The sequence below is a fragment of the Achromobacter sp. RTa genome (assembly GCF_000757485.1).
Classification (GTDB): domain Bacteria; phylum Pseudomonadota; class Gammaproteobacteria; order Burkholderiales; family Burkholderiaceae_B; genus Achromobacter.
Window position 1 is genome coordinate 242,424 of sequence record NZ_JPYO01000043.1, and the last position, 21,990, is coordinate 264,413.

The following is a 21,990-nucleotide window of genomic DNA, read 5'->3' on the forward strand; positions in this document are numbered from 1 at the left end:
CGCGAAGGCCGGGCGGGGCGGCGGGCCGATGCTATGATCGCCGCCGAGAAAACGTAGACTCCAGCACGCCGTTCCCCGTCGATCCGCTCCCACGCCGCGCCCCATGCGCGGCTCCGGGCAGAGCCGAGGCAGGTCAGGCTCTTCCCCTAAGCATGAGTATTTCCCAATATTTGCTGTTTCTCGCCTGCGTGGCGCTCGCCACCTATGCGCAGACGATGACGGGCTTCGCGTTCGGCCTGGTGCTGCTCGGCCTGTCGGGCGTTTTCCAATTGGCGTCGGTGTCCGAAGTGGCCAATGTGGTCAGCGTGCTGTCTTTGGTGAACGCCACGGTGACGCTGGCGCGCGCAAAGCCGCAGGTGAACTGGTCGCTGATCCGGCCCGCCATGGTCAGCAGCCTGGTGGGCGTGGGGGTGGGCGTTTCCGCCCTGGCCTGGATCAGCGGTTCGATGACCGTTCTGTTGCAGCTGCTGCTGGGCGTTACCATCCTGGGCTGCGCCGTCCTGCTGGTGGCGCGAGCGCAACCGCTGGCGCGCGTCTCGTCGCGCAAGTCGTTCCTCTTCTTCGGCGCAGTGTCCGGCGTACTGGGCGGGCTGTTTTCCAGCGCCGGCCCTCCGATGGTCTATCACCTGTACCGCCAGCCCTTGCCGCTGGCGGCCATCCGCAACAGCCTTCTGATTCTTTTCTCGCTCAACGCCGTCGTGCGTCTGGCGCTGGTGACGGGACAGGGCGCATTCATGGCCTCGTCTTTCTGGCTGAGCGTGCTGGCGCTGCCGATCGTGATCGGTGTGACCTGGGTGGCGCGCCGCTATGCCACCGCCGATTCGATGAAGACCGTCAAGCGCATGGTGTTCGTGCTGCTGCTGGCAGCCGGGCTGGGGCTGATCGTGCCGGCGTTCAAGTCGCTGGCGGCGGGATAGCGGCGAGCCTGCCGTTCGGGCAGGCTCCACGCGTTGACGGCGGCGGCGTCAGCCGCGTTCGCCGGTGATGTAGCGTTCGAGTTCGTGGATGATGAACTTCTGCTCGCTCATGACGTCCTTGACCAGGTCGCCGATGGACAGCAGCCCGATCAGCTTGCCGTCTTCTATGACGGGCAGATGCCGGAAGTGCCGTTCCGTCATCATGGCCATGCAGTGCTCGCGGGTGTCCGTGCGGCTGACGTAGTAGACCGAGTCGGTCATGATGTCGCGGACTTTCGTGGTTCGCGACGAGCGGTCCTGCAGGACGATCTTGCGGGCGTAATCGCGCTCGGTCAGCATGCCCAGCACGGAGTCGCCCTGGACGACCACGACCGCGCCGATGCTGCGTTCCGCCATGATACTGATGGCATCGAAGACCGACGCGTCCGGCGAGACCGTCACGACGGAATGGTTGGCCTTTTCCCTGAGAAGCTCAGCAACTGTCTTCACGATGTGCTCCCGAATCGCTGGTGAAGTCGAACCTCGGTCCGGCGCCATAGCGCGAGCCTTGGGGCAACCGCTGCGGCGTGGCCATGCTCCATCCTAAGCCTGCCGGCCCGGTTGCCGCAAGGCCCGCGCCTATTTCGCGGCCTTGTCCCGGAAGGCCTGGCTGGCCATTTCGCGCAGATTGCGGGTGGCGCTGCGTTCCGTGGCGGGATTCCAGGCCAGCGAAATGCCGATCGAGGCATCGGCGGGAAAGTCGGCCAGCGTCTTGTAGACGACGTTGGTGCCCGGATGGCGCCGGCCGCCGGCGGGCACCAGCGCGACTCCCAGCCCGCTTTCGACCAGGCTCAACAGCGTTTGCACCTGGACCGCTTCCTGCGTGATGCGGGGCGTGAAGCCGCGCAGCTGGCAGGCGTTGATCGCGGCCATGCGCAGGCCAGCCGCCTCGGTGGCGGTGTACATGATGAAGGCTTCGTCCGCCAGGTCCTTCAGCCGGATGCGGCCGCACCGCGCCAGCGGATGGGTCTTGGGTATGGCAAGCGCGAAGTTCTCGGTCGTGAGCGGCGCCAGCCGCACGTTGGATCCCATTGCTACCGGCACGCGGACGATGCCGACCTCCAGCGTGTCTTCCTCGAGCTCCTGCATGATGCGTATCGACGTGGCTTCGCGCAGCACCACCGTGACGCCCGGGTAGCGTTGGCGGAACGGCGGCAGGATGCGCGGCAGCACGCCGTGGGTCGCCGACCCGACGAAGCCGATGCGCACCGTGCCGCCTTCGCCGGCGGCGCCCGCGCGCGCCGCCTGCCGGAACTGCTCGGCATGGAACAGGGCGCGCCGCGCTTCGTCCAGCGCCGCCAGTCCGGCTTCGGTCAGCCTCACGCCCTGGCGCCCGCGGATGAACAGCTGCACGCCCACCATCTCTTCGAGCTTGCGTATCGACACGGACAGGGGCGGCTGCGACATGTGCAGCTTTTCGGCCGCGCGATGGAAGTTCAGCGTCTCGGCCAGGACGAGGAACTGCTGCAGATGACGGAAATCCATGAGGGCGGTCCGGATGGAGCTAGGCCCACATGATACGGCTTGCATATCGCCTCCCGCATTGGTGCTATCCCTTCGCTATCAGGCGATCGCGCCGTGGCTGCGCAGGGCGGCCAGGGTCGTGTCGTCCAGCGCCAGCGCGCGCGCCAGCACCGCGTCGGTATGTTCGCCCAGGCGCGGCGGGGCGGCGGGCTCGCGCGGCGGCGTGCCCCGCAGATGCAAGGGCGAGCGCAGCAGGCGCAGCGTGCCGTGTCGGGCGTCGACCGTGTCCGCGATCAATCCCCGCGCCGCGATCTCGGGCGCGTCCAGGGCTTCCTCCACTTGGCGCACCGCGCCCGCGGGGATGCCCGCGGCGCGCACGCGGGCCAGCCAGTGCGCCGTGCCCTCGGCGGCGAACAGCGCTTCCAGCAGCGGGATGAGGCGGCCGCGGTTCAGCACCCGGGCCCGGTTGGTCGCGTAGTCCGGGTCGGCGCTCCATTCGGGATGCCCGAGCAGGGAGCAGAGACGGGCGAACTGCGCATCGTTGCCCACCGCCAGGGCGAAGGACCCGTCGCGCGTACCGAATATTTGATAGGGCACCACGGTGGGATGCCCGTTGCCCAGGCGCGCGGGCGCCTTGCCCGCCGCGAGATAGCCGGAGCCGACGTTGGCCAGCACGCTCACCGCGCCGTCCAGCAACGCCAGGTCGATGTGCTGGCCGCGGCCGTTGCGCGCTCGCGCCAGCAGCGCGGCCAAAATCGCCTGCACGCCGTTCATGCCGGTGACCAGGTCGGTGATCGCCACGCCCAGTTTCATCGGCGCGCCGCCAGGCTCTCCCGTGATCGACATCAGCCCGCTTTCGGCCTGGATCACGAAGTCGTAGCCTGGCTCGGCCGCGCGCGGCCCGCTGCGGCCGTAGCCGCTGATGGAGCAATAGACCAGGCCGGGGTTGATGGCGGCCAGGTCCTCGTAGCCGAGTCCGAAGGCGTCCAGCGCGCCCAGCCGGTAGTTTTCGACCAGCACGTCGGCCTGCCGGGCCAGGTCGCGCACGATGCGCTGGCCTTCCGGGTGCTTCAGGTTGACGGCGACGGATTCCTTGCTGCGGTTGGCGCACAGGAAATAGGTGGACTCGCCGCCGACGTCGGGCGGGGACCAACTGCGGGTATCGTCGCCCTGTCCGGGGGCTTCGATCTTCCAGACCTCGGCGCCCAGGTCGGCCAGGGTCTGCGTGCACCAGGGGCCGGCCAGCACGCGGCTCAGGTCGAGCACGCGGATGCCGGCCAGCGGCTGTTCGTTGCCGGGCCCTGCGCTCATGCCGCTTCCTTGCCTTGGAGCGCGCCGCGCAGGTACGACAGCGCGTCGCTGCCGCTGGAGAGGGCGTGCGCGCCTATGCGTTCGTGCCAATGGGTTTCCGATCCGCCGGCCAGCCGCCATTCGCGCAGCCGCCGGGTATAGAGTTGCAGGTCGTATTCTTCGGTGATGCCGATCGCGCCGTGCACCGCGTGCGCGATGTCGGCCACCAGCGGCGCTGCCTGGCTGGCGCGCGCCTTGCCGGTCGCGGCCAGCAGCGGGGCGGGTTGGCCCTCGCCGCCCTGGAATGCCAACTGCGCCGCCATGCGGGCGGCCCACACCTGTTCGGCCATCACGCTGATCTGTTGCTGCACCGCCTGGAACCGCCCAATGGGCTTGCCGAACTGCGAACGCTGGTTGGCGTAGTCCAGCGTCATGGCCAGCACCCGCTCCAGCGCGCCCGCGATCAGGCCCGCGTAGGCGGCAGCGGCCAGCACGTCCAAGGGCGCGCCGTTCTCCACGCTTTCGGCGTCCGCCAACGCCCATGAGGCTTCGGCGGCCAGGTTGCCATGCACGCCATTGGGATCGATGCAGGCGGCCTGGGTGGGCAGCAGCCACGTCTGCCCGCCGGCTTCGGCCAGCACGTAGTCCGCGGTCCGCACCCAAGGCACGTTCGTCCCGTGCAGGCGCCCCTCGCGAAGCGCGAGGCCTTGCGGCGCCAGGGCGATGGAACCCGTAGGTTGCGGACGTTGCGCGCGGCAAAGCCAGGCGCGCGCCAGCAGGGTATGGGCGACGGGGTAGGGGCAAAGATGGCGGCCGGCCGCCAGCACGATGGGCAGCGCCTCGGCCAGGTCCAGCCCCGCGCCGCCGTTCTCTTGCGGCACCAGCGCGTCGCCGAAACCGGCTTCTTCGCAAGCCTGCCAGGCCTCGGCGGGCCGTTGCCCCTGTTCGGCGCGGCGGATGACGTCGGCCGTGCAGGTTTGCGCGAAGAGGCGTTCGGCGGCGTCGCCAAAAATGTTGTCCATGACAGTCGTCCTTATCGAAGGCCAAGTCCGCGCGCGATGATGCCGCGCAGGATTTCGCGGGTGCCGCCGCGCAGCGAGAAGGTGGGCGCCACCTGTTCCAGGTAGGCCAGCGTGCGCAGCAGCGGCAGGGGAGGCGGCACGTCCGGGCGGCGCGCCAGCGTATCGCCGATCAGGCGCGGAATGGCCTGCTCCAGTTCGGTGCCCAGGTCTTTCACGAGCGCGGCTTCTGTGGCGGGGCTGAGCCCGGCCGCGAGCTTGCCCGCGATCGACAACGACATCGCGCGCAGCACCGCCATCTGCGACAGGATGCTGCCCAGGACGGCGCGGTCGTTGGCGTCTTCCGCCTGGCCGCGGCAATGCGCGAGCCAGCATTCCAGGAGCGCGATGCTGGAGTACAGGCGCTCCGGGCCGCTGCGCTCGAAGGCCAGTTCGGCGTTCACTTGAGCCCAGCCGGCGCCCTCGGCGCCGATCAGGGCGTCCTCGGCCAGCTCTACGTTGTCGAAGAACACTTCGGAGAAATGCGCATCGCCCGCCAGGTCTTCGATGGGGCGGATCGAGACGCCCGGCGACGACAGATCCACGATGAATTGCGACAGCCCCTGGTGGCGGTCTTCGGCGGTGCCGGACGTGCGGACCAGCGCAATCATGTAGTGCGAGCGATGCGCGTTGGTCGTCCAGATCTTGCTGCCGTTCAGGCGCCAGCCGCCGGCGGACGGCGCGGCGCGGGTCCGGATGCTGGCCAGGTCGGAGCCCGATCCGGGTTCGCTCATGCCGATGCAGAAGAACGCTTCCGCGCGGCAGATGCGAGGCAGGTAGAACGCCTGCTGCGCGGGCGTGCCGTACTTCAGGATCAGGGGGGCGCTCTGGCGGTCGGCGATCCAGTGGGCGGACACCGGTGCGCCCGCGCCCAGCAGTTCCTCGGACAGGACGAAGCGCGCGAAATGGCCGCGCGCCGATCCGCCGTGTTCTCGCGGCAGGGTCAGGCCCAGCCATCCTCGTTCGGCCAGTTGGCGGCTGAAGCCGGCGTCGAAGCCCATCCACGACCGGGCCCGTTCGTCGGGCTCGAGGCCGTCCAGCGTTTGCGCCAGGAAGTCCCGGACTTCGGCGCGCAAGGCTTCGTCTTCGGGAGGGATGGCGGTAAGTTCCAGCGTATCTATCATGGGGCGCTCCGATGCGGACAGGGCGCCGTGCAAGGCGCCGAAATCCACTATCCGCGAACGTGCTGAAAGCTGTCCAATATTATTTTTTTGATTTTCGATACTGTATTCATATCGAAGACGGTGGCACGGCAATATCCGTTCAGTATCGGAAGCGCAAAAATTAATATTAGACGGCACCTTCCGGCATGCCTACCCTGGACCTGGCCATCGCGCCCGGCGCGACGAGCGACAACAACAGGAGACAAGCATGAAGAAGGCAATGCGCCTATTGGCGCTGGTTTGCGCCGCATGGCTGGCGCAACCCGCGGCGGCGGTCCACGCCGCGTATCCCGACAAACCCATCCGGCTGATCGTATCGTTTCCGCCAGGCAGCGGCACCGACAGCAACGCCCGCTACGTGGCCCAAAAAATGGAAGAGAAGCTGGGCGTGGCGGTCACCGTCGAGAACCGGCCGGGCGGCAACAGTTTCATCGCGGCGCAGGCGGTGGCCACGGCGGAGCCGGACGGCTACACGCTGCTGCTGGCCAGCAATTCCCCGGTGGCGACCAATGCCGCCATGTTCAAGCACCTGCCGTACGATCCGGTCAAGGACTTCGCGCCGGTCGCGCGGCTGGGCTATGGCGCGATGGCCCTGGCGGTGAAGGCAGACGCGCCGTACAAGACGGTGGCGGACCTGGTGGACGCGGCCCGCAAGCGCCCGGGCGAACTGAATTTCGGCAGCGGCAGCGCGTCCTACCAGATCGCCACCGAACTGTTCCTGTCCATGGGCGGCATCAAGGCCAACCACGTGCCGTACCGAGGGGCCGCGCCGGCGTTGACGGATCTGGCGGGCGGCCAGGTCGACTTCGTGTTCGCGGACTACGGCGCAGTGATTCCCTTCGTGCAAAGCGGCCGCATGCGCCTGCTCGCGGTTACCGGAGATGCGCGCCTGAAGAGCGCGCCTGACACGCCGACCTTGCAGGAATCCGGCTTTCCGGGCTACTACATGGTGAATTGGACGGCGGCGTTCGCGCCAGCGCGCACGCCGCCCGCGGTCATCGAAACGCTGTCCGAGACCTTACTCTCGATCTACGGCACCCAGGACGCCGCCGATTTCCTGGCGCGCACGAACTGGGAGGTATTTCCGGTGGGGCCGAAGGCGCTCGGCGAATTCCAGCGCGAAGAAATACGCAAGTGGGACCAGGCCGCCCAGCGGGCCGGAATTCCCAAGCAATAAATCGGCGAGCGGGCTGGCAGGCCCGCGTCTTTCATTGAACAGGAGGGATCCATGGCGGATCTGGTGCAGTATGAACAGCGTGCGGACGGCGTGGTCACCTTGACCCTGGACGATCCGAAAACCCGTAACGCCCTGACCGGCAGCACGATGGTCGACGAACTGCTCGCGGCGTTCGCCCGCATCGAGCGCGACCCGGAGGTGCGCGTGCTGGTTATCACCGCGGCCGGCACTGTGTTTTCGTCGGGCGGCAACGTGAACGACATGCAGCGGCAGATCGGCCCGGAAGTGGGCAGCGCCGCGCTGCGCCAGGAATACCGCCACGGCATACAGAGGCTGCCGCTGGCGCTGCATGCGCTGGAAGTGCCCACCATCGCCGCGGTCAACGGCCCAGCCATCGGCGCAGGCTGCGACCTGGCCTGCATGTGCGACGTCCGGATCGCGTCGGAAGAGGCGTCTTTCGCGGAAAGCTTCGTGAAACTGGGCATCGTGCCGGGCGACGGCGGCGCGTGGTTCCTGCCGCGGCTGGTCGGCATGGCGCGGGCGGCGGAAATGTCGTTCACGGGTGACGCCATCGACGCACGCACGGCGGCCGAATGGGGCCTGGTCTCACGCGTGGTGCCCGCGGCCGAATTGCTGCCCGCCGCGCAGGCGCTGGCCGGCCGCATCGCCGCGAATTCGCCCGATGCGGTGCGTCTCACCAAGCGCTTGCTGCGCGAAAGCCAGCATGCGCGCCTGGATACGCTGCTGGAGTTGTCGGCGGCCTATCAGGCGCTGGCGCACAAGACGCCGGCGCATGCGAAGGCGGTGCAGGATTTCGTCGCGCGGCGGGCCGCGCGCAAGGCTTGAGGAGGGGACGGCGGGCGGCCTCCGGCGTTATGATGCAATGCACCACAAGGAGGAAACACCATGAATGAAGTCATCGTCGCGTCCGCCGTCCGTACCGCCATCGGCGATTTCGGGGGTGCGCTGAAAGACGTGCCGCCGTGCGATCTGGGCTCCACCGTCATCAAGGCCGCGCTGGAACGCGCCGCGGTCAAGGGCGACGAGGTCGGCCACGTCGCAGTCGGCCATGTGATCAACACGGAACCGCGCGACATGTACTTGTCGCGCGTGGCCGCCATGAACGCCGGCATCGCCAAGGAAACGCCGGCCTTCAACGTCAACCGCCTGTGCGGCTCGGGGCTGCAGGCCATCGTGTCAGCGGCGCAGACCATCATGCTGGGCGACGCCGACATCGCGATCGGCGCCGGCGCCGAAAGCATGAGCCGCGCGCCCTACATCGCGCCGGCCCAGCGCTGGGGCGCCCGCATGGGCGACAGCGTCATGCTGGACATGATGACCGGCGCGCTGTCCGATCCCTTTGGCCGCATGCACATGGGCGTCACCGCCGAGAACGTGGCGGCCAAATTCGGCATCAGCCGCCAGGACCAGGACGCCGTGGCCGCCGAGTCGCACCGCCGCGCCGCGGCCGCGATCGACGCCGGCTACTTCCGTGATCAGATCGTTCCGGTGGTGATGAAGTCGCGCAAGGGCGAAGTCGTGTTCGATACCGACGAGCACGTGCGCCGCGACGTCTCTGCCGACAGCCTGGCAACGCTGAAACCGGTTTTCCAGAAGGAAAACGGCACGGTCACGGCGGGCAACGCCTCGGGCCTGAACGACGGCGCGGGCGCGGTGGTGCTGATGAACGCCTCGGTGGCGGCCAAGCGCGGCATCAAGCCCCTGGCCCGCCTGGTCGCGTACGCTCACGCCGGCGTGGACCCGGACATCATGGGCATCGGCCCGGTGCCCGCGACCCAGGCGGCGCTCAAGCGCGCCGGCCTGACCGTGGACCAGCTGGACGTGATCGAGGCCAACGAGGCTTTCGCGGCGCAGGCATGCGCGGTGACGCGCGAACTGAAGCTCGACCCGGCCAAGGTGAACCCCAACGGCAGCGGCATCGGCCTGGGCCACCCCATCGGCGCCACCGGCGCGATCATTACCGTCAAGGCGCTGCATGAGCTGCAACGCGTGGGCGGCCGCTACGCGCTGGTGACCATGTGCATCGGCGGCGGCCAGGGCATCGCCGCGATCTTCGAACGCATCTGACGCCTCGGCAACGAAGGTGTCAGACACCCGGCAGCACCGCTGCAATCCCCGCCGTCATCGCGTAAGGGTGTCAGACACTACCTCATAGGCAGCGCAAGGGTGTCGGACACTACCTCATAGGCAAGTGTCTGACACCCTTACGAGTTGCGGGTTCAAGCTGAGGCGAGTGCCCCCGGGTGTCAGACACCCGCGAACACCAGCTTCAACTTGTACGAGCGTCTCACAAGGGTGTCAGACACTGCATGATCAAAAGTGTCAAACACTGCAAGCTCAGAGGTGTCAGACACCTGCAACGATTCGCGTCGGAGGGACTCCAGCAGCCTTTCCTTAGCCCAGGTAATCCTGCGCCCATGCCTGGCATTCGGCGCGCAGCAGGGCTCCCATCTGCGCCCGCCGGGGCGCATCCAGGCGGCTGCTGATCGCGCCGAAGCTGAAGGCCACCCACGTCAGCTCCGACACCCGGAACGCCGCGCCCACGCCCGAGACGCCCGGCGTGATGGTGTCCACGATTTCCGAATAGCCCGCCGCGCGGGTCTGTTTGACCGCCTTCATCAGGGCCGCGCTTGATACCCCGATCTGCGCGTATCCGGCCGTATGCCGCGCATACAGCGCCGCGATCTCCTCGTCCGGCAGGGCCGCCATCAGCGCCAGCCCGCCCGCGCCTACGCCCAGCAGGCGCCGTTCGCCCTGGTCGATGGTGAAGACCTTCACGGGAAACGATCCCGCCTCGCGCAGCAGGCACAAAGCGTAATCGCCCTGGCGGATCACCAGGAACACCGTGTCGCCCGATAGCCGCGCCAGCTTCTGCGCGAACGGGCGCAGCGCGTCCAGCAGCGGCGTGCGCCGCAGCGCGGCGAACCCCAGTTGCATGGAATCCACGCCCAGGCGGTAGCGCCGAGTCCGGGCGTCGCGCTCCGCGAACTGTTCCTCCAGCAGGCTGCTGAGCAGCCGATGCGCAGTGGAGCGCTCGAGCCCGGTCGCGGCCATGACGCCCTGCAGATCGATGCCTTCCTCCTGATGTTGTGCCAGCACGCGCAGCAGGGCCAGGGCGCGCCGCATGCTCTGGGTGCCGCCCGTTGAAGCTATGTTGCTCATAATGTGGGAAATAGTTGATGAATATTTTGTATTTTAGGATTGTGGGTGCGTTAATTCAATCCAACGGACCGCGCCGCCTTCCCGGGCGCGGCAATACAAAGACGAGGAGACCATGGAATACGCCACCCTGGCCGTTGAACGGCACGACTCCGTATGCCGCATCAGCCTGGCGCGCGAATCCGCGCGCAACGCCCAGAGCCAGCAGATGCTGGACGAACTGGACGATGCCCTGACCCGGGCGGAGCAGGACGAGACCGTGCGGGTCGTGGTGCTGGCGGGCCGCGGCGCTCATTTTTCCGCGGGGCACGATCTGAAGGAAGCCCAGGCCAAGCGAGCCGACTTCACCGTGGAGGAACGCTGGGAGTACGAGTCGCGCCGCTACTACGGCTACTGCCTGCGCATCTGGGACTTTCCGAAACCGACCGTGGCGCAGGTCCAGGGCGCCTGCGTGGCGGGCGGGTTCATGATCGCCAATATGTGCGACCTGGTGGTGTGCGCCGACAATGCCTACTTCTCGGATCCGGTCGGCCACACGCTGGCGGCCGCGGCCACGGAAGTGCTGATCCATCCGTGGGTGATGGGGCTGCGCAAGGCGAAGGAAATGCTTTACACCGGCGAAAAGGTCGATGCTCAGGAGGCGCTGCGGATCGGCATGGTGAACCGTGTGGTGCCCGAGGCCGAGCTGGATGCCGCAACCCTGGCGCTGGCGCAGCGCATCGCGCAGGCGCCGCCGTTCGGCCTGCGCCTGATCAAGCGCTCGCTGAACCGCACCGCCGATGCGCAGGGCTTCCGCACCGCCTTGTCGGCGCATTTCGACACGCACCAGCTGTCGCATCTGAGCGAAGAATTCCAGGCGGTGCGCGAGCGCGGGCTGGCCCAGGCGATCCAGCGCAACAAAGAGGGCAAGACCGCATGACCCGCTCCCTGGATCCCTTGCTCGACCCGCGGTCCATCGCGATGATCGGCGCCAGCGCCGACGCCGGACGCATCGGCGGGATGCCCCTGGACCTGTTGACGCGCTTTGGCTATGCCGGGGGCATCTACCCCGTGAACCCGAAGTACCAGGAAGTGTTCGGCCAGCGCTGCTGGCCCGATATCGAGTCGGTGCCCGAGCCGGTGGACCTGGCGGTACTGGCGATCGCCGCCGCGGACGTGACGCCCATGCTGCGCCGCTGCCACGCCAAGGGCGTGCGCGCGGCCATCGTCTATGCGGCGGGCTTCGCCGAGGCGGGCGGAGAGGGCGCGCGCCTGCAGGATGAGCTGGAAGCCTTCGTGGCGGAAAGCGGCATGGCCGTGGCCGGCCCCAACTGCATGGGCTTCGCCAATCTGAACACCCGGGCCTACACGGCGTTCGCGTCCGTGTTCAAGACCGCGCCCGCGCAGGACGGTCCGGGAAGCGTCAGCCTGCTGACCCAGAGCGGCAACGTATGCGCCGCCGTGTACGCCATCGCGCGCAGGCTGGGCCTGCCGTTTTCGCATTTCATCAATACCGGCAATGAAGCCTGCCTGGATTTTTCGCAATATCTCGAATACCTGGCCGCCGACCCGCAGACGGAAATCGTGCTGGGCTATATCGAACAGCTGCGCGACGGCGAACGCTTCATCCGAGCCTGCCGCGAACTGGAGCGCCAGGGCAAGCTGCTGATCGCGCTGAAGGCGGGCACGACCGACAAGGGCGCGCAGGCGGTGCAGTCGCACACGTCGGCGCTGGCCGGGGACCGCCGCGTGTACGGGGCTGCCTTCCGACAGCTGAACGTGATCGAGGCCACGGATTTCGCGCAGATGGCGCACCTGGCGGGCCTGGCGACGCTGCGCCACCGCGGAGCGGGCAAGCGCGTCGCGGTGCTGACCATGTCGGGCGCGCTGGGCGCCATCCTCGCGGACAAATTCATCGGCGCAGGGCTGGATCTGCCCGACCTCCCGCCGGATCTGCAGGCCGTGCTGCGCGGAGGCATTCCCGACTACGGCATGGTGGGCAACCCGGTGGACGTGACGGGCAACGTCGTCAATGACCCCGACTTCGTGCGCACCGTGCTGGAGGCGCTGGCCACCAGCGCCGCCATCGATGCCGTGGTCGTGTATGCGCCGGGCTACATGCTCGACCGCATGGCCGATGCGCTTGCGGATGTGTCGCGCCGGCACCCGCGGCTGTTCGTCGCGATCGATACGGGGCTGGCGCAGAGCCGCGCCGCGCTGCGTGAAGCCGGGGTGGCGGTGTTCGAGGACCTGGGCCTGGCGGTCTCGGCCCTGGCTCCCTACCTGCTGTGGTGCGAAGCGCGCAACGCCAGGCGCATCGCCCAGGCGCCGGAACCGGCGGCCGTCGCGATGCCGGCGCTGCCTTGCAACGAGGCCGATGCCCGCGCCTACGTGGGGGGCTTCGGCCTGCCGCAAGCGCGGGCCGGCGCGGCCCGCAGCGCCGAGGAAGCCGTGGCGGACGCGCGGGCCGCGGGCTATCCGGTGGCCTTGAAAATCCTCAGTCCCGATATCGCCCACAAGACGGAGGCGGGCGGCGTGGCGCTGAACCTGGCCGACGACGAGGCCGTGCGCGGCGCTTACCGCGCGGTGACGCAGGCCGCGGCGCGGGCGCAGCCGGACGCCCGCATCGACGGCGTGATGGTGCAGAAGATGGAGCGTGGCGTCGCGGAAATCATCGTCGGCGCCACTCGCGACCCGGTCTTTGGCCCCGTGCTGACCGTGGGCCTGGGCGGCGTGTTGACCGAGCTCTACCAGGACACCAGCCACCGCTTGCTGCCGGTCGACGAAGACATCGCCCTGCAGATGCTGCGCGAGCTCAAGGCTTTCGCGCTGCTGGACGGATACCGGGGCAAGCCCCGGGCCGACGTGGCGGCGGCCTGCCGGAGCATCGTGGCCGTGGGCAACGCCTTGCTGGCCGCGCCGGCGGCCGTGGCGGAAATCGAAGTCAATCCGTTGCTGATCAAAGAGGCGGGACAGGGCGTCGCGGTGCTGGACGCCTTGATCCTGCCCGCAACCCCGTAGCGCGCGAGCGCAATGCCATCCCAGGAGGAGACAAGCATGATGAAGAGACTATTGGCCGGCGTGGCGCTGGCCTGCATCGGCGCAGTTGGCCCGGCGCAAGCCCAGGATAACTACCCGAACCGCCCCGTGCGCATCGTGGTGCCGTTCTCGCCGGGAGGCGCGACCGACATCATGAGCCGCCTGCTGGCGGAGAAGCTCGCCACCCGGCTGGGCCAGCCGGTCATCGTGGAGAACAAGCCGGGCGGCGGCACGATGATCGCGTCCGACTATGTGTCGCGCGCCGAGCCCGATGGCTACACCTTGCTGATGGCGGCGTCTTCGCTGGGCATCGCGCCCAGCATCTATGCCAAGGTCAATTACGACCCCATCAAGGATTTCACGCCCGTCAGCCAGGTGGCCTCGGTGGTGCACGTGCTGGAAGTGCATCCGTCGGTTCCCGCCAAGAACGTGGGCGAACTCATCGCCTACCTGAAGGCGAATCCGGGCAAGGTCAGCTACGGCTCGGTGGGCACGGGCAGCTCCACCCACCTGGAGGCCGAGCTGTTCAACAGCATGGCGGGCGTGCAGATGGCGCACATTCCCTACAAGGGCAGCGCGCCGGCCTTGAACGACCTGGTGGCGGGCCGCCTGCAGGTCATGTTCGATGCCTGGGCCTCGTCGGGGCCGTTCGTGAAGGACGGCAAGCTGCGCGTGCTGGCGGTGACCACGGCGCAGCCTTCGGCCTCGGTTCCGGACCTGCCGACCGTGGCGGCATCGGGCCTGCCCGGCTATTCCGCCATGCCCTGGCTGGGCCTGGTGGCGCCCGCCGGCACGCCGCAGCCGGTCGTGGACAAGCTCTACAAGAACCTCGCGCAGATCCTGCAGCAGCCCGACGTCAAGGCGCAGTTCGTGGGGCTGGGGCTGGACATCATCGGCAGCGACCCCAAGACCTTCGGCGCATTCATCCGCCAGGACGTGGCGACCTGGGCCAAGGTCGCGCGCGATTCGAACATCCGGCTGGAGTGATGGCATGACCCGTATGGAAACCGCCGCCGCGGACGACGAGGTCTTCCGGCAGGACCTGCGCGCCTGGCTGGAGTCGGCCTACGCCGGGTTCGCCCGCAGATGGCCGGGCGGACCCGACCCGCGCAGCCTGGACTTCCGGCGCGCCTGGGAAGATACCCTTTGCGCCAACGGGTGGTCGGGGCTGGGCTGGCCCAGGGAGTACGGCGGGCGGGCCCTGCCGCTGTCGCGGCAGGCGGTCTTCCACGAGGAGCACGCGCGCTGCGGCGCGCCGCTGGGCGTGAACCTGATCGGGCATGGCATTCTCGCGCCGACGCTGCTGCATTTCGGCAGCGAGGCGCAGAAGCGCCGTTTTCTGCCCGGCATCCTCTCCAACCGTGAAGTGTGGTGCCAGGGCTATTCCGAGCCGGGCGCCGGTTCCGACCTGGCATCCGTACGAACACGGGCGGAACCTGCGCAAGGCGGCTACCTGCTCAATGGACACAAGATCTGGACATCGTTCGCGGATCGGGCGCAGCGATGCTTCGTGCTGGCGCGCACGGATCCGCAGGCAGCCCGGCACAAGGGGCTGAGTTTCCTGCTCGTCGACATGCGCAGCCCCGGCGTGCGCGTGGAGCCCATCCGCCAGCTCACCGGCGAGGCCGAATTCTGCGAAGTCTTCTTCGAGAATGTGCGCGTGCCGGCCGAGGACCTGCTGGGCGAAGAGAACCAGGGCTGGAGAATCGCCATGGCCGCGGCCAGTTTCGAGCGCGGCACCTACTTCATCCCGCGGCTGGTGCGCTTCGCCCAGGAGCTGCGGCAAGTGCGCGAGCTTGCGCTGCGCGCCGATGCCTACGGCCGCGTGCCGGCGTCCTCGGCCTCGGTGCGCCATCGCTGGGCGCGCCTGGCCGCCGACAGCCACGTGCTGGCGCTGAAATCGCAGCGCGCCCTGGCCGGCGCCATGCGCGGCGATCCGCCGGGGCCGGAGGGATCCTCCACCAAGATCCATTGGAGCGAAGCGCACCAGCGGCTGCTCGAACTGTCGTTGCAATTGCTGGGCGACGAGGCCAGCCTGGCGGACGCCGCGGGCGATGCGGGCGCGGCCGGCCTGGTGCACGCCTACCTGTGGTCGCGCGCCGAAACCATTCTGGCTGGCACATCGGAGATCCAGCGCAACATCGTCGCCGAGCAGATGCTCGGCCTGCCCAAGGCTTGAATTCTCATGGACCTGCATCCGACCGAAGACCAGCGCATGCTGCAAGACGCGGCCCAGCGTTACCTGGCCGAGCGCCATCCGCCAGCCGTGGCGCGTGCCGCGGCCGTCCGGCCCGTGCAAGCGCGCCTGGAGCAATGGCGGGAGATCGCCGCGCAGGGCTGGCCGGCCCTGTTGGCGCCCGCCTCGCAGGAAGGGCTGGGGCTGGGCATGCGCGAAGCGTGGATCGTGGCCGAGGCCGCCGGGCGGCATCTCCTGAGCCTGCCCCTGGTGTCCAACATGACGGTTCTGCCCACGCTGTGCGCGGCGGGCGCGGCCGGACCCGTGGCGCAATGGGCCGCCGCGATGATGGCGGGAGAGGGCTATTTCGCCGATGCCACGCTGCGGCCCGACGGTTCCGCGTTCGTCGAAGGCGCGGGCGTGAGGGCGCTGGCGCTGCGCCGGACGGGCGCGTCCAGCCTGCGGGCGGAGCTGCATGCGCCCGCGGCGGGCGGGGCAGGGCTGGATCCGACGATGCCGGTGGCGCAGGTCCGCTCTCCGGAAGTGCTGGAGAGCGCCGAGCTGGCGGTGGAGCCGGAAACATGGGCGCAGCTGCGTACCCGGCTGCTTCTGTTGCGTTCGGCCGAGTTGCTGGGAGCGGCCTCGGCCGCCCTGGACGCGGCGGCGGCGCATGCGCGCGAGCGCCGCCAGTTCGATCGCGCGATCGGCGCGAACCAGGCGGTCAAGCATCGCCTGGCCGACGACTGGATGGCCCTGGACGATGCAAGGCTGGCCGGCGTCGCGGCCGCCGCCGCGCATGATGCCGGCGCGGAATCCGCCGCCCGCGACAGCCTGTTCGCGCCGCTGCTGGCGGTCGAGGCCGGCCGGCGCGCAGCGCAGAACGCCATCCAGGTCCATGGCGCGCTGGGCGTGACCTGGGAATGCGACGCGCATCTCTACCTGAAGCGGGTGCTGCGGCTGGCGGCCTGCCTGCAGGCCGAGGCGTCCATCCCGGACCTGCTGGAGCGGATCTGGGAAAGCGGCGCAGACGGGTCCTAGGCAGGCGGAGTCCGACCTACAATCCCGCCATGCCTAAATCGACCTTTCCTTCCGAACTCGACCAGCCGACCCTTTCCGAAGTGGACGGCGTCCGTTACCTGCACTTCAACACCGAATGGGTCCAGGGCGCGATGCGCATCAAGAACCCGTCGGAACTGGTGCTGGAATACACCAGCCAGATGATGGCCTGGCTGCTGTTCCTGGAACCTCCCAAGGATGAGCCCATCGGCATGCTCGGCCTGGGCGCCGGGTCGCTGGCGCGGTTCTGCGTGAAACACACCCGCAGCCCGCTGCTCGCGGTGGAATGGAATCCGCGCGTGACGGCGGCCTGCCATATGTTCTTCCGGCTGCCCGGATCGAACCGGCTCGAAGTCGAGCACGCCGACGCCGGCGTCTGGGCGGCCGATCCGCTCAACGCGGGGCGTTGCCCGGTGCTGATGGTAGACCTCTATGACGCCGCGGCCGAAGGGCCGGTTCGCGACAGCGTGAAGTTCTACCGCGATTGCCGCCGCGTGCTGGGCGAGGTCGGCGTGCTGGCGGTGAACCTGTTCGGCCGCCACGAGAGCTTCGGCCGCAACATCGACAACCTGTCCAAGGCATTCGACGACCGCGTGGTGCTGCTGCCCGAGATCGACGCGGGCAACCAGATCGTGCTGGCGTTTTCCGGCCCGCGCCTGGCCATCTCGCCGGCCCGGTTGCTGGGACGGGCCGAGATCGTCGAAGCCCGCTATGGCCTGCCGGCGCGCCGTTGGGCGCGCTCGCTGACCCGCCACGCCGTGGACGGGGTGCTGCACTTCTAAGGGGCCGCCGGCGGCGGCGGTTCAGATTCATTAGGGTAGGTACGGGGGCGGAGGGGGCTTTACCTTTTCGCCAGTCCGGACCTATCATGGGCTTATTCATAATTATGAATTACGGAAGGCTGGCAGCATGCCTTCCGTCCTAGGCCCATGACCCTACCCATCGTCCGGCAAGCCCTCTACCTGGAAGTCGCCGACCGCCTGCGCGGCATGATCCATGCGCGCTCCCTGCGCAATGGCGAATGGATCGACGAATTGCGCCTGGCCGGAGAGCTGGGCATTTCCCGCACGCCCTTGCGCGAGGCGCTGAAAGTGCTGGCCACCGAAGGGCTGGTGCGGCTGGAGCCCCGTCGCGGCTGCTTCGTCAATGAGCTGTCCGCGCAAGACCTGGAAGACATCTTTCCGCTGATGGCCATGCTGGAAGGGCGTTGCGCCTTCGAGGCCGCGCGCAAGGCCAGCGACGAGCAACTGGCCGCGCTGGAACCGTTGCACGCCGAGCTGGCCGGCCACGCCGCGGCGGGGCGCATCGACGCCTATTACAAGACCAATTACCTGATCCACGAAGCGGTGCAGGCCCTGGCCGGCAACCAGTGGCTGTCGGACATGGTCGGCAACCTGCGCAAGGTCCTGAGCCTGTCGCGCCATCGCAGCCTGTCGCAGCCAGGCCGGATCCAGCAATCCTGTGCCGAGCACCTGGCCATTTTCAAGGCGCTGAAGGCGCGCGATTGCGAGGCCGCGCAAGCGCTCGCGCACACCCATCTGATGCGGCAGCTGGAAGCGCTGCGCATCCTGAGCCATGCGGACGCCGGTGATCCGGCGTCGTCAGAACCCATCGTCATCGAGGAGCCCGCCCATGTCCGGACCCGCCAATCTCGCACCCGCGCGCGGCGCGCGCACGCCTGAGCCCGAGGCCGATACCGTCGACGCGGCCGCCGCGGCGGAGAGCGCCGGCCTGATCACCCGGCTTGGCCGGCTGTGGGAACGCGGCCGCCTGCCGAGCGAATCCGAAGTCCGCCGCCTGTTCGAGGCGCGCCTGACCGACGTCGCCGCCAACAAGCTTGCGCGCCGCTGGTGCGAGCAATACTCCGCCGCCGACGGCAAGGACCGCCGCCTTATGCTGGCCGCGCTGGCGCAGGCGCGCGGCTCCTTTCCGGAGAACGGCAGCGAAGGCGTGCGCCTCTTCAAGCGCTTCAACGCCCAGCCCCAGGGGCTGCGCTTCCTGGTGGAGCTGCGCGCCGACATGCAGCGCTGGCGCAAGCAGGTGGCGGGCATCCAGGCGCTGGACAAGGACCTGGAAGGCCTGTTGTCCGCGTGGTTCGACGTGGGCCTGCTGGAACTGCGTCCGCTGACCTGGGATTCGCCGGCCTCGCTGCTGGAAAAGCTGATCCTGTACGAGGCCGTGCACGAGATCAAATCCTGGGACGACCTGCGCCGCCGCGTGTCGCCGGACCGCCGTTGCTACGCGTACTTCCATCCTCAGATGCCGGGCGTGCCGCTCATCTTCGTGGAAGTGGCGTTCGCCAGCCACATGGCCGACGACGTGCAGGTGCTGCTGGACAGCACGCTGCCGCCGCAGGACCTGGACAAGGCGCGCTGGGCCATCTTCTATTCGATCTCCAACACGCAGCCGGGCCTGAAAGGCATCAGCTTCGGCAACTTCCTGCTCAAGCGCGTGGTCGAGCAATTGCTGGAAGAGCTGCCCAAGCTGAAGTCCTTCGCCACGCTGTCGCCGATCCCGGGTTTCGCGGACTGGCTGAGCAAGCTTGACGCGGAGGCGGTCGAGGGCATCGTGCGCGAGGACAAGGTCCGCGCCAAGGCGCGCAAGCGCGAGGGCGTGCCCGATGGCCAGCGCTGGGTGGCGCGCCTGTCGAAGGCGGCGCAGGGCAAGGCGCCGGACGTGGTGAAGCGGGCGGGCTTCCGCCTGGCGGCCAGCTATCTCCAATCCATGAAGAACGGGCTGCCGCTGGATCCGGTGGCGCGGTTTCACCTGGGCAACGGCGCGCGCATCGAACGGCTCAACTGGGCGGCGGACACCTCGCCCAAGGGGCTCAGGCAATCTTGCGCCATGATGGTCAACTATCTTTACGACCTGGACGAACTGGACGCCAACCTCGCCCGGCTGGGCGAAGGCAAGCCGCAGGTCAGCCGGGGCGTGGGACGCGTGGCCTAGGGCTTGCGGCAAACCGGACAACAACACAAAGAAAGGGCAGGGGACATGACGGAACAGGCGGCTGGCCGCGTGCTGCTGGAGCGCGAGGGGTATCTGGCCTGGGTGACGCTATCGCACCCGGGGCGGCTGAACGCGATCACGGTGGGCATGTGGCATGCGTTGCGCGAGGTGTTCGAGCGCATCGCGCAGGACGACGGCGTGCGTTGCGTGATCGTGCGCGGCGAAGGCGGCAATTTCGCCGCGGGCGCCGACATCCGCGAATTTCCCGCCCAACGCGCCGACATGGCCGGCGTGCAGCGCTACCACCGCGAGGTGCTGGCGCCCGCCTTGCGGGCGGTCGCCCTGTGCCCGCAGCCTGTGGTGGCCCAGATCGAGGGCGTCTGCGTGGGGGGCGGGCTGGAGGTCGCCAGCCAGTGCGACCTGCGCATCGCCGGCCGCTCGGCGCGTTTCGGCGTGCCGATCAACCGGCTGGGCTTTCCGATGGCGCCCGATGAAATGAGCGGCCTGCTTGCGCTGGCCGGGCGCGCCGCTACTCTGGCCATCTTGCTGGAAGGGCGCGTGTTCGGCGCGGAAGAGGCGCGCGAACTGGGCCTCCTGACCCGCATCGTGCCTGATGGCGAGGTGGCCGATGCCGCCTTGCAGAGCGCCAGCCGCATCGCGCGGGGCGCGCCGCTTGCCGCCCGCATCAACAAACGCCTGTCCCGCAGGCTCGCCGCAGGCGGAGCCTTGACCGAGGACGAATACCAGGATTATTTCTCTTACGCCGAAAGCCGGGACCACAAGGAGGGCGTGCGCGCTTTCCTGGCCGGCGTAGATCCTTCCTTTTCCGGAGACTAGACAAGGTGAGCAACGCTAATCTATATGCTGTGCTGCAAGGCGGCTTCCCAAAAGACCGCAGCAAAGTCGCGCTCGAAACGCCCGACCTGAAATACACCTGGGACGACATCGACCGCGCCACCGCGTGCATGGCCAACCTGCTGGCCTCGCTGGACCTGCCGGCCGGTTCGCGCGTGGCGGTGCAGGTGGAAAAATCCCCGGAAGCCCTGCTGCTGTACCTCGCCACGCTGCGCGCCGGCCTGGTGTACCTGCCGCTGAACACGGCCTATCGCGAATCGGAAATCGAGTACTTCCTCGGCAACGCCGAGCCGGCCGTGGTGGTATGCGCCAGCAAGAACCAGGAATGGGTGAAGCGCGCCGCCGACAAGGCCGGTTGCGCGCACGTCTACACGCTGGACGAGGATCGCAGCGGCACGCTGCTGGACGCAGCAGGGGGCCTGTCGCAGGCCTTCAAGACCGTGGCGCGCAAGCCCGACGACCTGGCCGCCATCCTCTATACCTCGGGCACCACCGGCCGTAGCAAGGGCGCGATGCTGTCGCATGGCAACCTGGCCGCCAACGCGCGCGTGCTCAACGACTACTGGGGCTGGCGCAAGGACGACGTGCTGTTGCACATGCTGCCCATCTTCCACGTGCACGGCCTGTTCGTGGCATCCCACGGGGCGTTGCTGGCCGGCGCGAAGATGATCTGGCTGCCCAAGCTGGACGCGGACCTGGCCCTGCGCTACCTGCCGCAGAGCACGGTGATGATGGGCGTGCCGACCTACTACGTGCGCCTGCTGGCGGACCCGCGCTTCAATCGCGAGGTCTGCGCGCGCATGCGCCTGTTCATTTCCGGCTCGGCTCCCTTGCTGGCCGAGACCTTCTCGGATTTCCAGAAGCGCAGCGGCCACGCCATCCTCGAGCGCTACGGCATGAGCGAAACCGTCATGCTGACCTCCAACCCCTACGATCCGAAGCTGGGCGAGCGCCTGGCCGGCACCGTGGGCCGCGCCTTGCCGGGCGTGCAGGTGCGAGTGGTGGACGATGCCGGCATCGCGCTGGCGCCGGGCGAGATCGGCAATGTGCAGGTGCGCGGTCCCAATGTGTTCTCGGGCTACTGGCGCATGCCGGAAAAGACCCGCGAGGAATTCACCGACGACGGCTGGTTCAAGACCGGGGACGTGGGCCGCTGGGGCGGCGAATCCGCCGGCCGCGACGTGCCCGCCGACTATCTGTCCATCGTGGGCCGCAGCAAGGACCTGATCATCTCGGGCGGATACAACGTCTATCCCAAGGAGATCGAAACGCTGATCGACGACATGCCCGGCGTGGCCGAGTCCGCGGTCATCGGCGTGCCTCATGCCGATTTCGGCGAAGCCGTGGTGGCCGTGGTGGTGCCCAAGGAAGGCGCGGCGCTGGACGCGGCGGCCATGCAGGCCGAACTGAAGGCCCGCATCGCCAACTTCAAGGTGCCCAAGCGCGTGCACATCATCGACCAGCTGCCGCGCAACACCATGGGCAAGGTCCAGAAGAACGTGCTGCGCGAAACCTACCAGGCGCTCTGAGCCGGGCCCGCGGCCGCCGCTACCCTCGCGGGGATGCGGCCGCGGACCGGCCAGGCGCGACCCCCGCCCGCCGCGGGGCAACCCTAGCATCAGGAGTCCACCGCCAAACAGTGCCACCC

At 68.5% G+C, this 21,990-nt stretch carries 20 protein-coding genes; 14 read left to right on the forward strand and 6 right to left on the reverse strand.

Annotation, left to right across the window (positions count from 1 at the left end):
* The first annotated feature begins 152 nt into the window (after positions 1-152).
* Positions 153-917, forward strand: coding sequence for a TSUP family transporter (locus tag JL37_RS24055; protein ID WP_043547468.1), 765 nt, complete (start codon positions 153-155; stop codon positions 915-917).
* 48 nt (positions 918-965) lie between these two features.
* On the opposite strand, the gene JL37_RS24060 is transcribed toward JL37_RS24055, so the two are convergent.
* The 5 genes from JL37_RS24060 to JL37_RS24080 all read right to left on the reverse strand — a co-directional run bounded on the left by JL37_RS24060 (position 966) and on the right by JL37_RS24080 (position 5,892).
* Positions 966-1,406, reverse strand: coding sequence for a CBS domain-containing protein (locus tag JL37_RS24060; protein ID WP_043547470.1), 441 nt, complete (start codon positions 1,404-1,406; stop codon positions 966-968).
* Between the two features lie 129 nt (positions 1,407-1,535).
* Complete coding sequence (locus JL37_RS24065) at positions 1,536-2,441, reverse strand: LysR family transcriptional regulator (RefSeq protein ID WP_043547471.1); 906 nt, start codon at positions 2,439-2,441, stop codon at positions 1,536-1,538.
* 78 nt (positions 2,442-2,519) lie between these two features.
* On the reverse strand, positions 2,520-3,731 hold the full coding sequence (locus JL37_RS24070) for a CaiB/BaiF CoA-transferase family protein (RefSeq protein ID WP_043547472.1): 1,212 nt from the start codon (positions 3,729-3,731) through the stop codon (positions 2,520-2,522).
* Positions 3,728-4,732, reverse strand: coding sequence for an acyl-CoA dehydrogenase family protein (locus JL37_RS24075; RefSeq protein WP_043547473.1), 1,005 nt, complete (start codon positions 4,730-4,732; stop codon positions 3,728-3,730). Before JL37_RS24075 ends, JL37_RS24070 begins: the two co-directional genes overlap by 4 nt.
* A gap of 11 nt (positions 4,733-4,743) precedes the next feature.
* A complete protein-coding gene (locus tag JL37_RS24080; RefSeq protein WP_043547544.1) occupies positions 4,744-5,892 on the reverse strand; it encodes an acyl-CoA dehydrogenase family protein in 1,149 nt (382 codons plus the stop codon).
* A 247-nt stretch (positions 5,893-6,139) separates the two neighbouring features.
* Between JL37_RS24080 and JL37_RS24085 the strand changes: the two genes are divergently transcribed.
* The 3 genes from JL37_RS24085 to bktB are packed head-to-tail and all read left to right on the forward strand — an operon-like array spanning position 6,140 to position 9,196.
* The gene (locus tag JL37_RS24085; protein WP_043547474.1) at positions 6,140-7,108 is read left to right on the forward strand and encodes a tripartite tricarboxylate transporter substrate binding protein; all 969 of its coding nucleotides are present in this window, start codon (positions 6,140-6,142) and stop codon (positions 7,106-7,108) included.
* 51 nt (positions 7,109-7,159) lie between these two features.
* Positions 7,160-7,954 (forward strand): crotonase/enoyl-CoA hydratase family protein, encoded by a 795-nt coding sequence (locus tag JL37_RS24090; RefSeq protein WP_043547475.1) that lies wholly within the window; start codon positions 7,160-7,162, stop codon positions 7,952-7,954.
* A gap of 60 nt (positions 7,955-8,014) precedes the next feature.
* Positions 8,015-9,196 (forward strand): beta-ketothiolase BktB, encoded by a 1,182-nt coding sequence (gene bktB, locus JL37_RS24095; protein WP_043547476.1) that lies wholly within the window; start codon positions 8,015-8,017, stop codon positions 9,194-9,196.
* 327 nt (positions 9,197-9,523) lie between these two features.
* Here the strand turns inward: bktB and JL37_RS24100 are convergent, their stop codons facing one another.
* The gene (locus JL37_RS24100) at positions 9,524-10,255 is read right to left on the reverse strand and encodes an IclR family transcriptional regulator (RefSeq protein ID WP_231570421.1); all 732 of its coding nucleotides are present in this window, start codon (positions 10,253-10,255) and stop codon (positions 9,524-9,526) included.
* A gap of 148 nt (positions 10,256-10,403) precedes the next feature.
* On the opposite strand from JL37_RS24100, the gene JL37_RS24105 reads away from it, so the two are divergent.
* The 10 genes from JL37_RS24105 (at position 10,404) to JL37_RS24150 (ending at position 21,871) form a co-directional block, all read left to right on the forward strand.
* Entirely contained in the window at positions 10,404-11,207 is an 804-nt protein-coding gene (locus JL37_RS24105; RefSeq protein ID WP_043547479.1) for an enoyl-CoA hydratase, read from the forward strand.
* Positions 11,204-13,288 (forward strand): acetate--CoA ligase family protein, encoded by a 2,085-nt coding sequence (locus JL37_RS24110; protein WP_043547480.1) that lies wholly within the window; start codon positions 11,204-11,206, stop codon positions 13,286-13,288. The genes JL37_RS24105 and JL37_RS24110 overlap by 4 nt, the downstream gene beginning before the upstream one ends.
* 36 nt (positions 13,289-13,324) lie before the next feature.
* Positions 13,325-14,293, forward strand: coding sequence for a tripartite tricarboxylate transporter substrate binding protein (locus JL37_RS24115; protein WP_043547481.1), 969 nt, complete (start codon positions 13,325-13,327; stop codon positions 14,291-14,293).
* Positions 14,294-14,297: 4 nt separating this feature from the next.
* A complete protein-coding gene (locus JL37_RS24120; protein WP_197064648.1) occupies positions 14,298-15,485 on the forward strand; it encodes an acyl-CoA dehydrogenase family protein in 1,188 nt (395 codons plus the stop codon).
* A gap of 6 nt (positions 15,486-15,491) precedes the next feature.
* Complete coding sequence (locus JL37_RS24125; protein WP_043547482.1) at positions 15,492-16,520, forward strand: acyl-CoA dehydrogenase family protein; 1,029 nt, start codon at positions 15,492-15,494, stop codon at positions 16,518-16,520.
* A gap of 29 nt (positions 16,521-16,549) precedes the next feature.
* The gene (locus tag JL37_RS24130) at positions 16,550-17,320 is read left to right on the forward strand and encodes a spermidine synthase (protein WP_043547483.1); all 771 of its coding nucleotides are present in this window, start codon (positions 16,550-16,552) and stop codon (positions 17,318-17,320) included.
* A 147-nt stretch (positions 17,321-17,467) separates the two neighbouring features.
* Positions 17,468-18,220: a GntR family transcriptional regulator gene (locus tag JL37_RS24135; protein ID WP_043547484.1), complete on the forward strand. Its 753-nt coding sequence runs from the start codon at positions 17,468-17,470 to the stop codon at positions 18,218-18,220.
* The gene (locus JL37_RS24140; RefSeq protein ID WP_043547485.1) at positions 18,171-19,487 is read left to right on the forward strand and encodes a malonyl-CoA decarboxylase domain-containing protein; all 1,317 of its coding nucleotides are present in this window, start codon (positions 18,171-18,173) and stop codon (positions 19,485-19,487) included. The genes JL37_RS24135 and JL37_RS24140 overlap by 50 nt, the downstream gene beginning before the upstream one ends.
* 45 nt (positions 19,488-19,532) lie before the next feature.
* The gene (locus JL37_RS24145; RefSeq protein ID WP_043547486.1) at positions 19,533-20,324 is read left to right on the forward strand and encodes an enoyl-CoA hydratase/isomerase family protein; all 792 of its coding nucleotides are present in this window, start codon (positions 19,533-19,535) and stop codon (positions 20,322-20,324) included.
* 5 nt (positions 20,325-20,329) lie between these two features.
* Positions 20,330-21,871 carry a malonyl-CoA synthase gene (locus JL37_RS24150; protein ID WP_043547487.1) on the forward strand — a complete coding sequence of 514 codons (1,542 nt, stop codon included), beginning with the start codon at positions 20,330-20,332 and terminating at the stop codon, positions 21,869-21,871.
* The last annotated feature ends 119 nt before the right edge of the window (positions 21,872-21,990 follow it).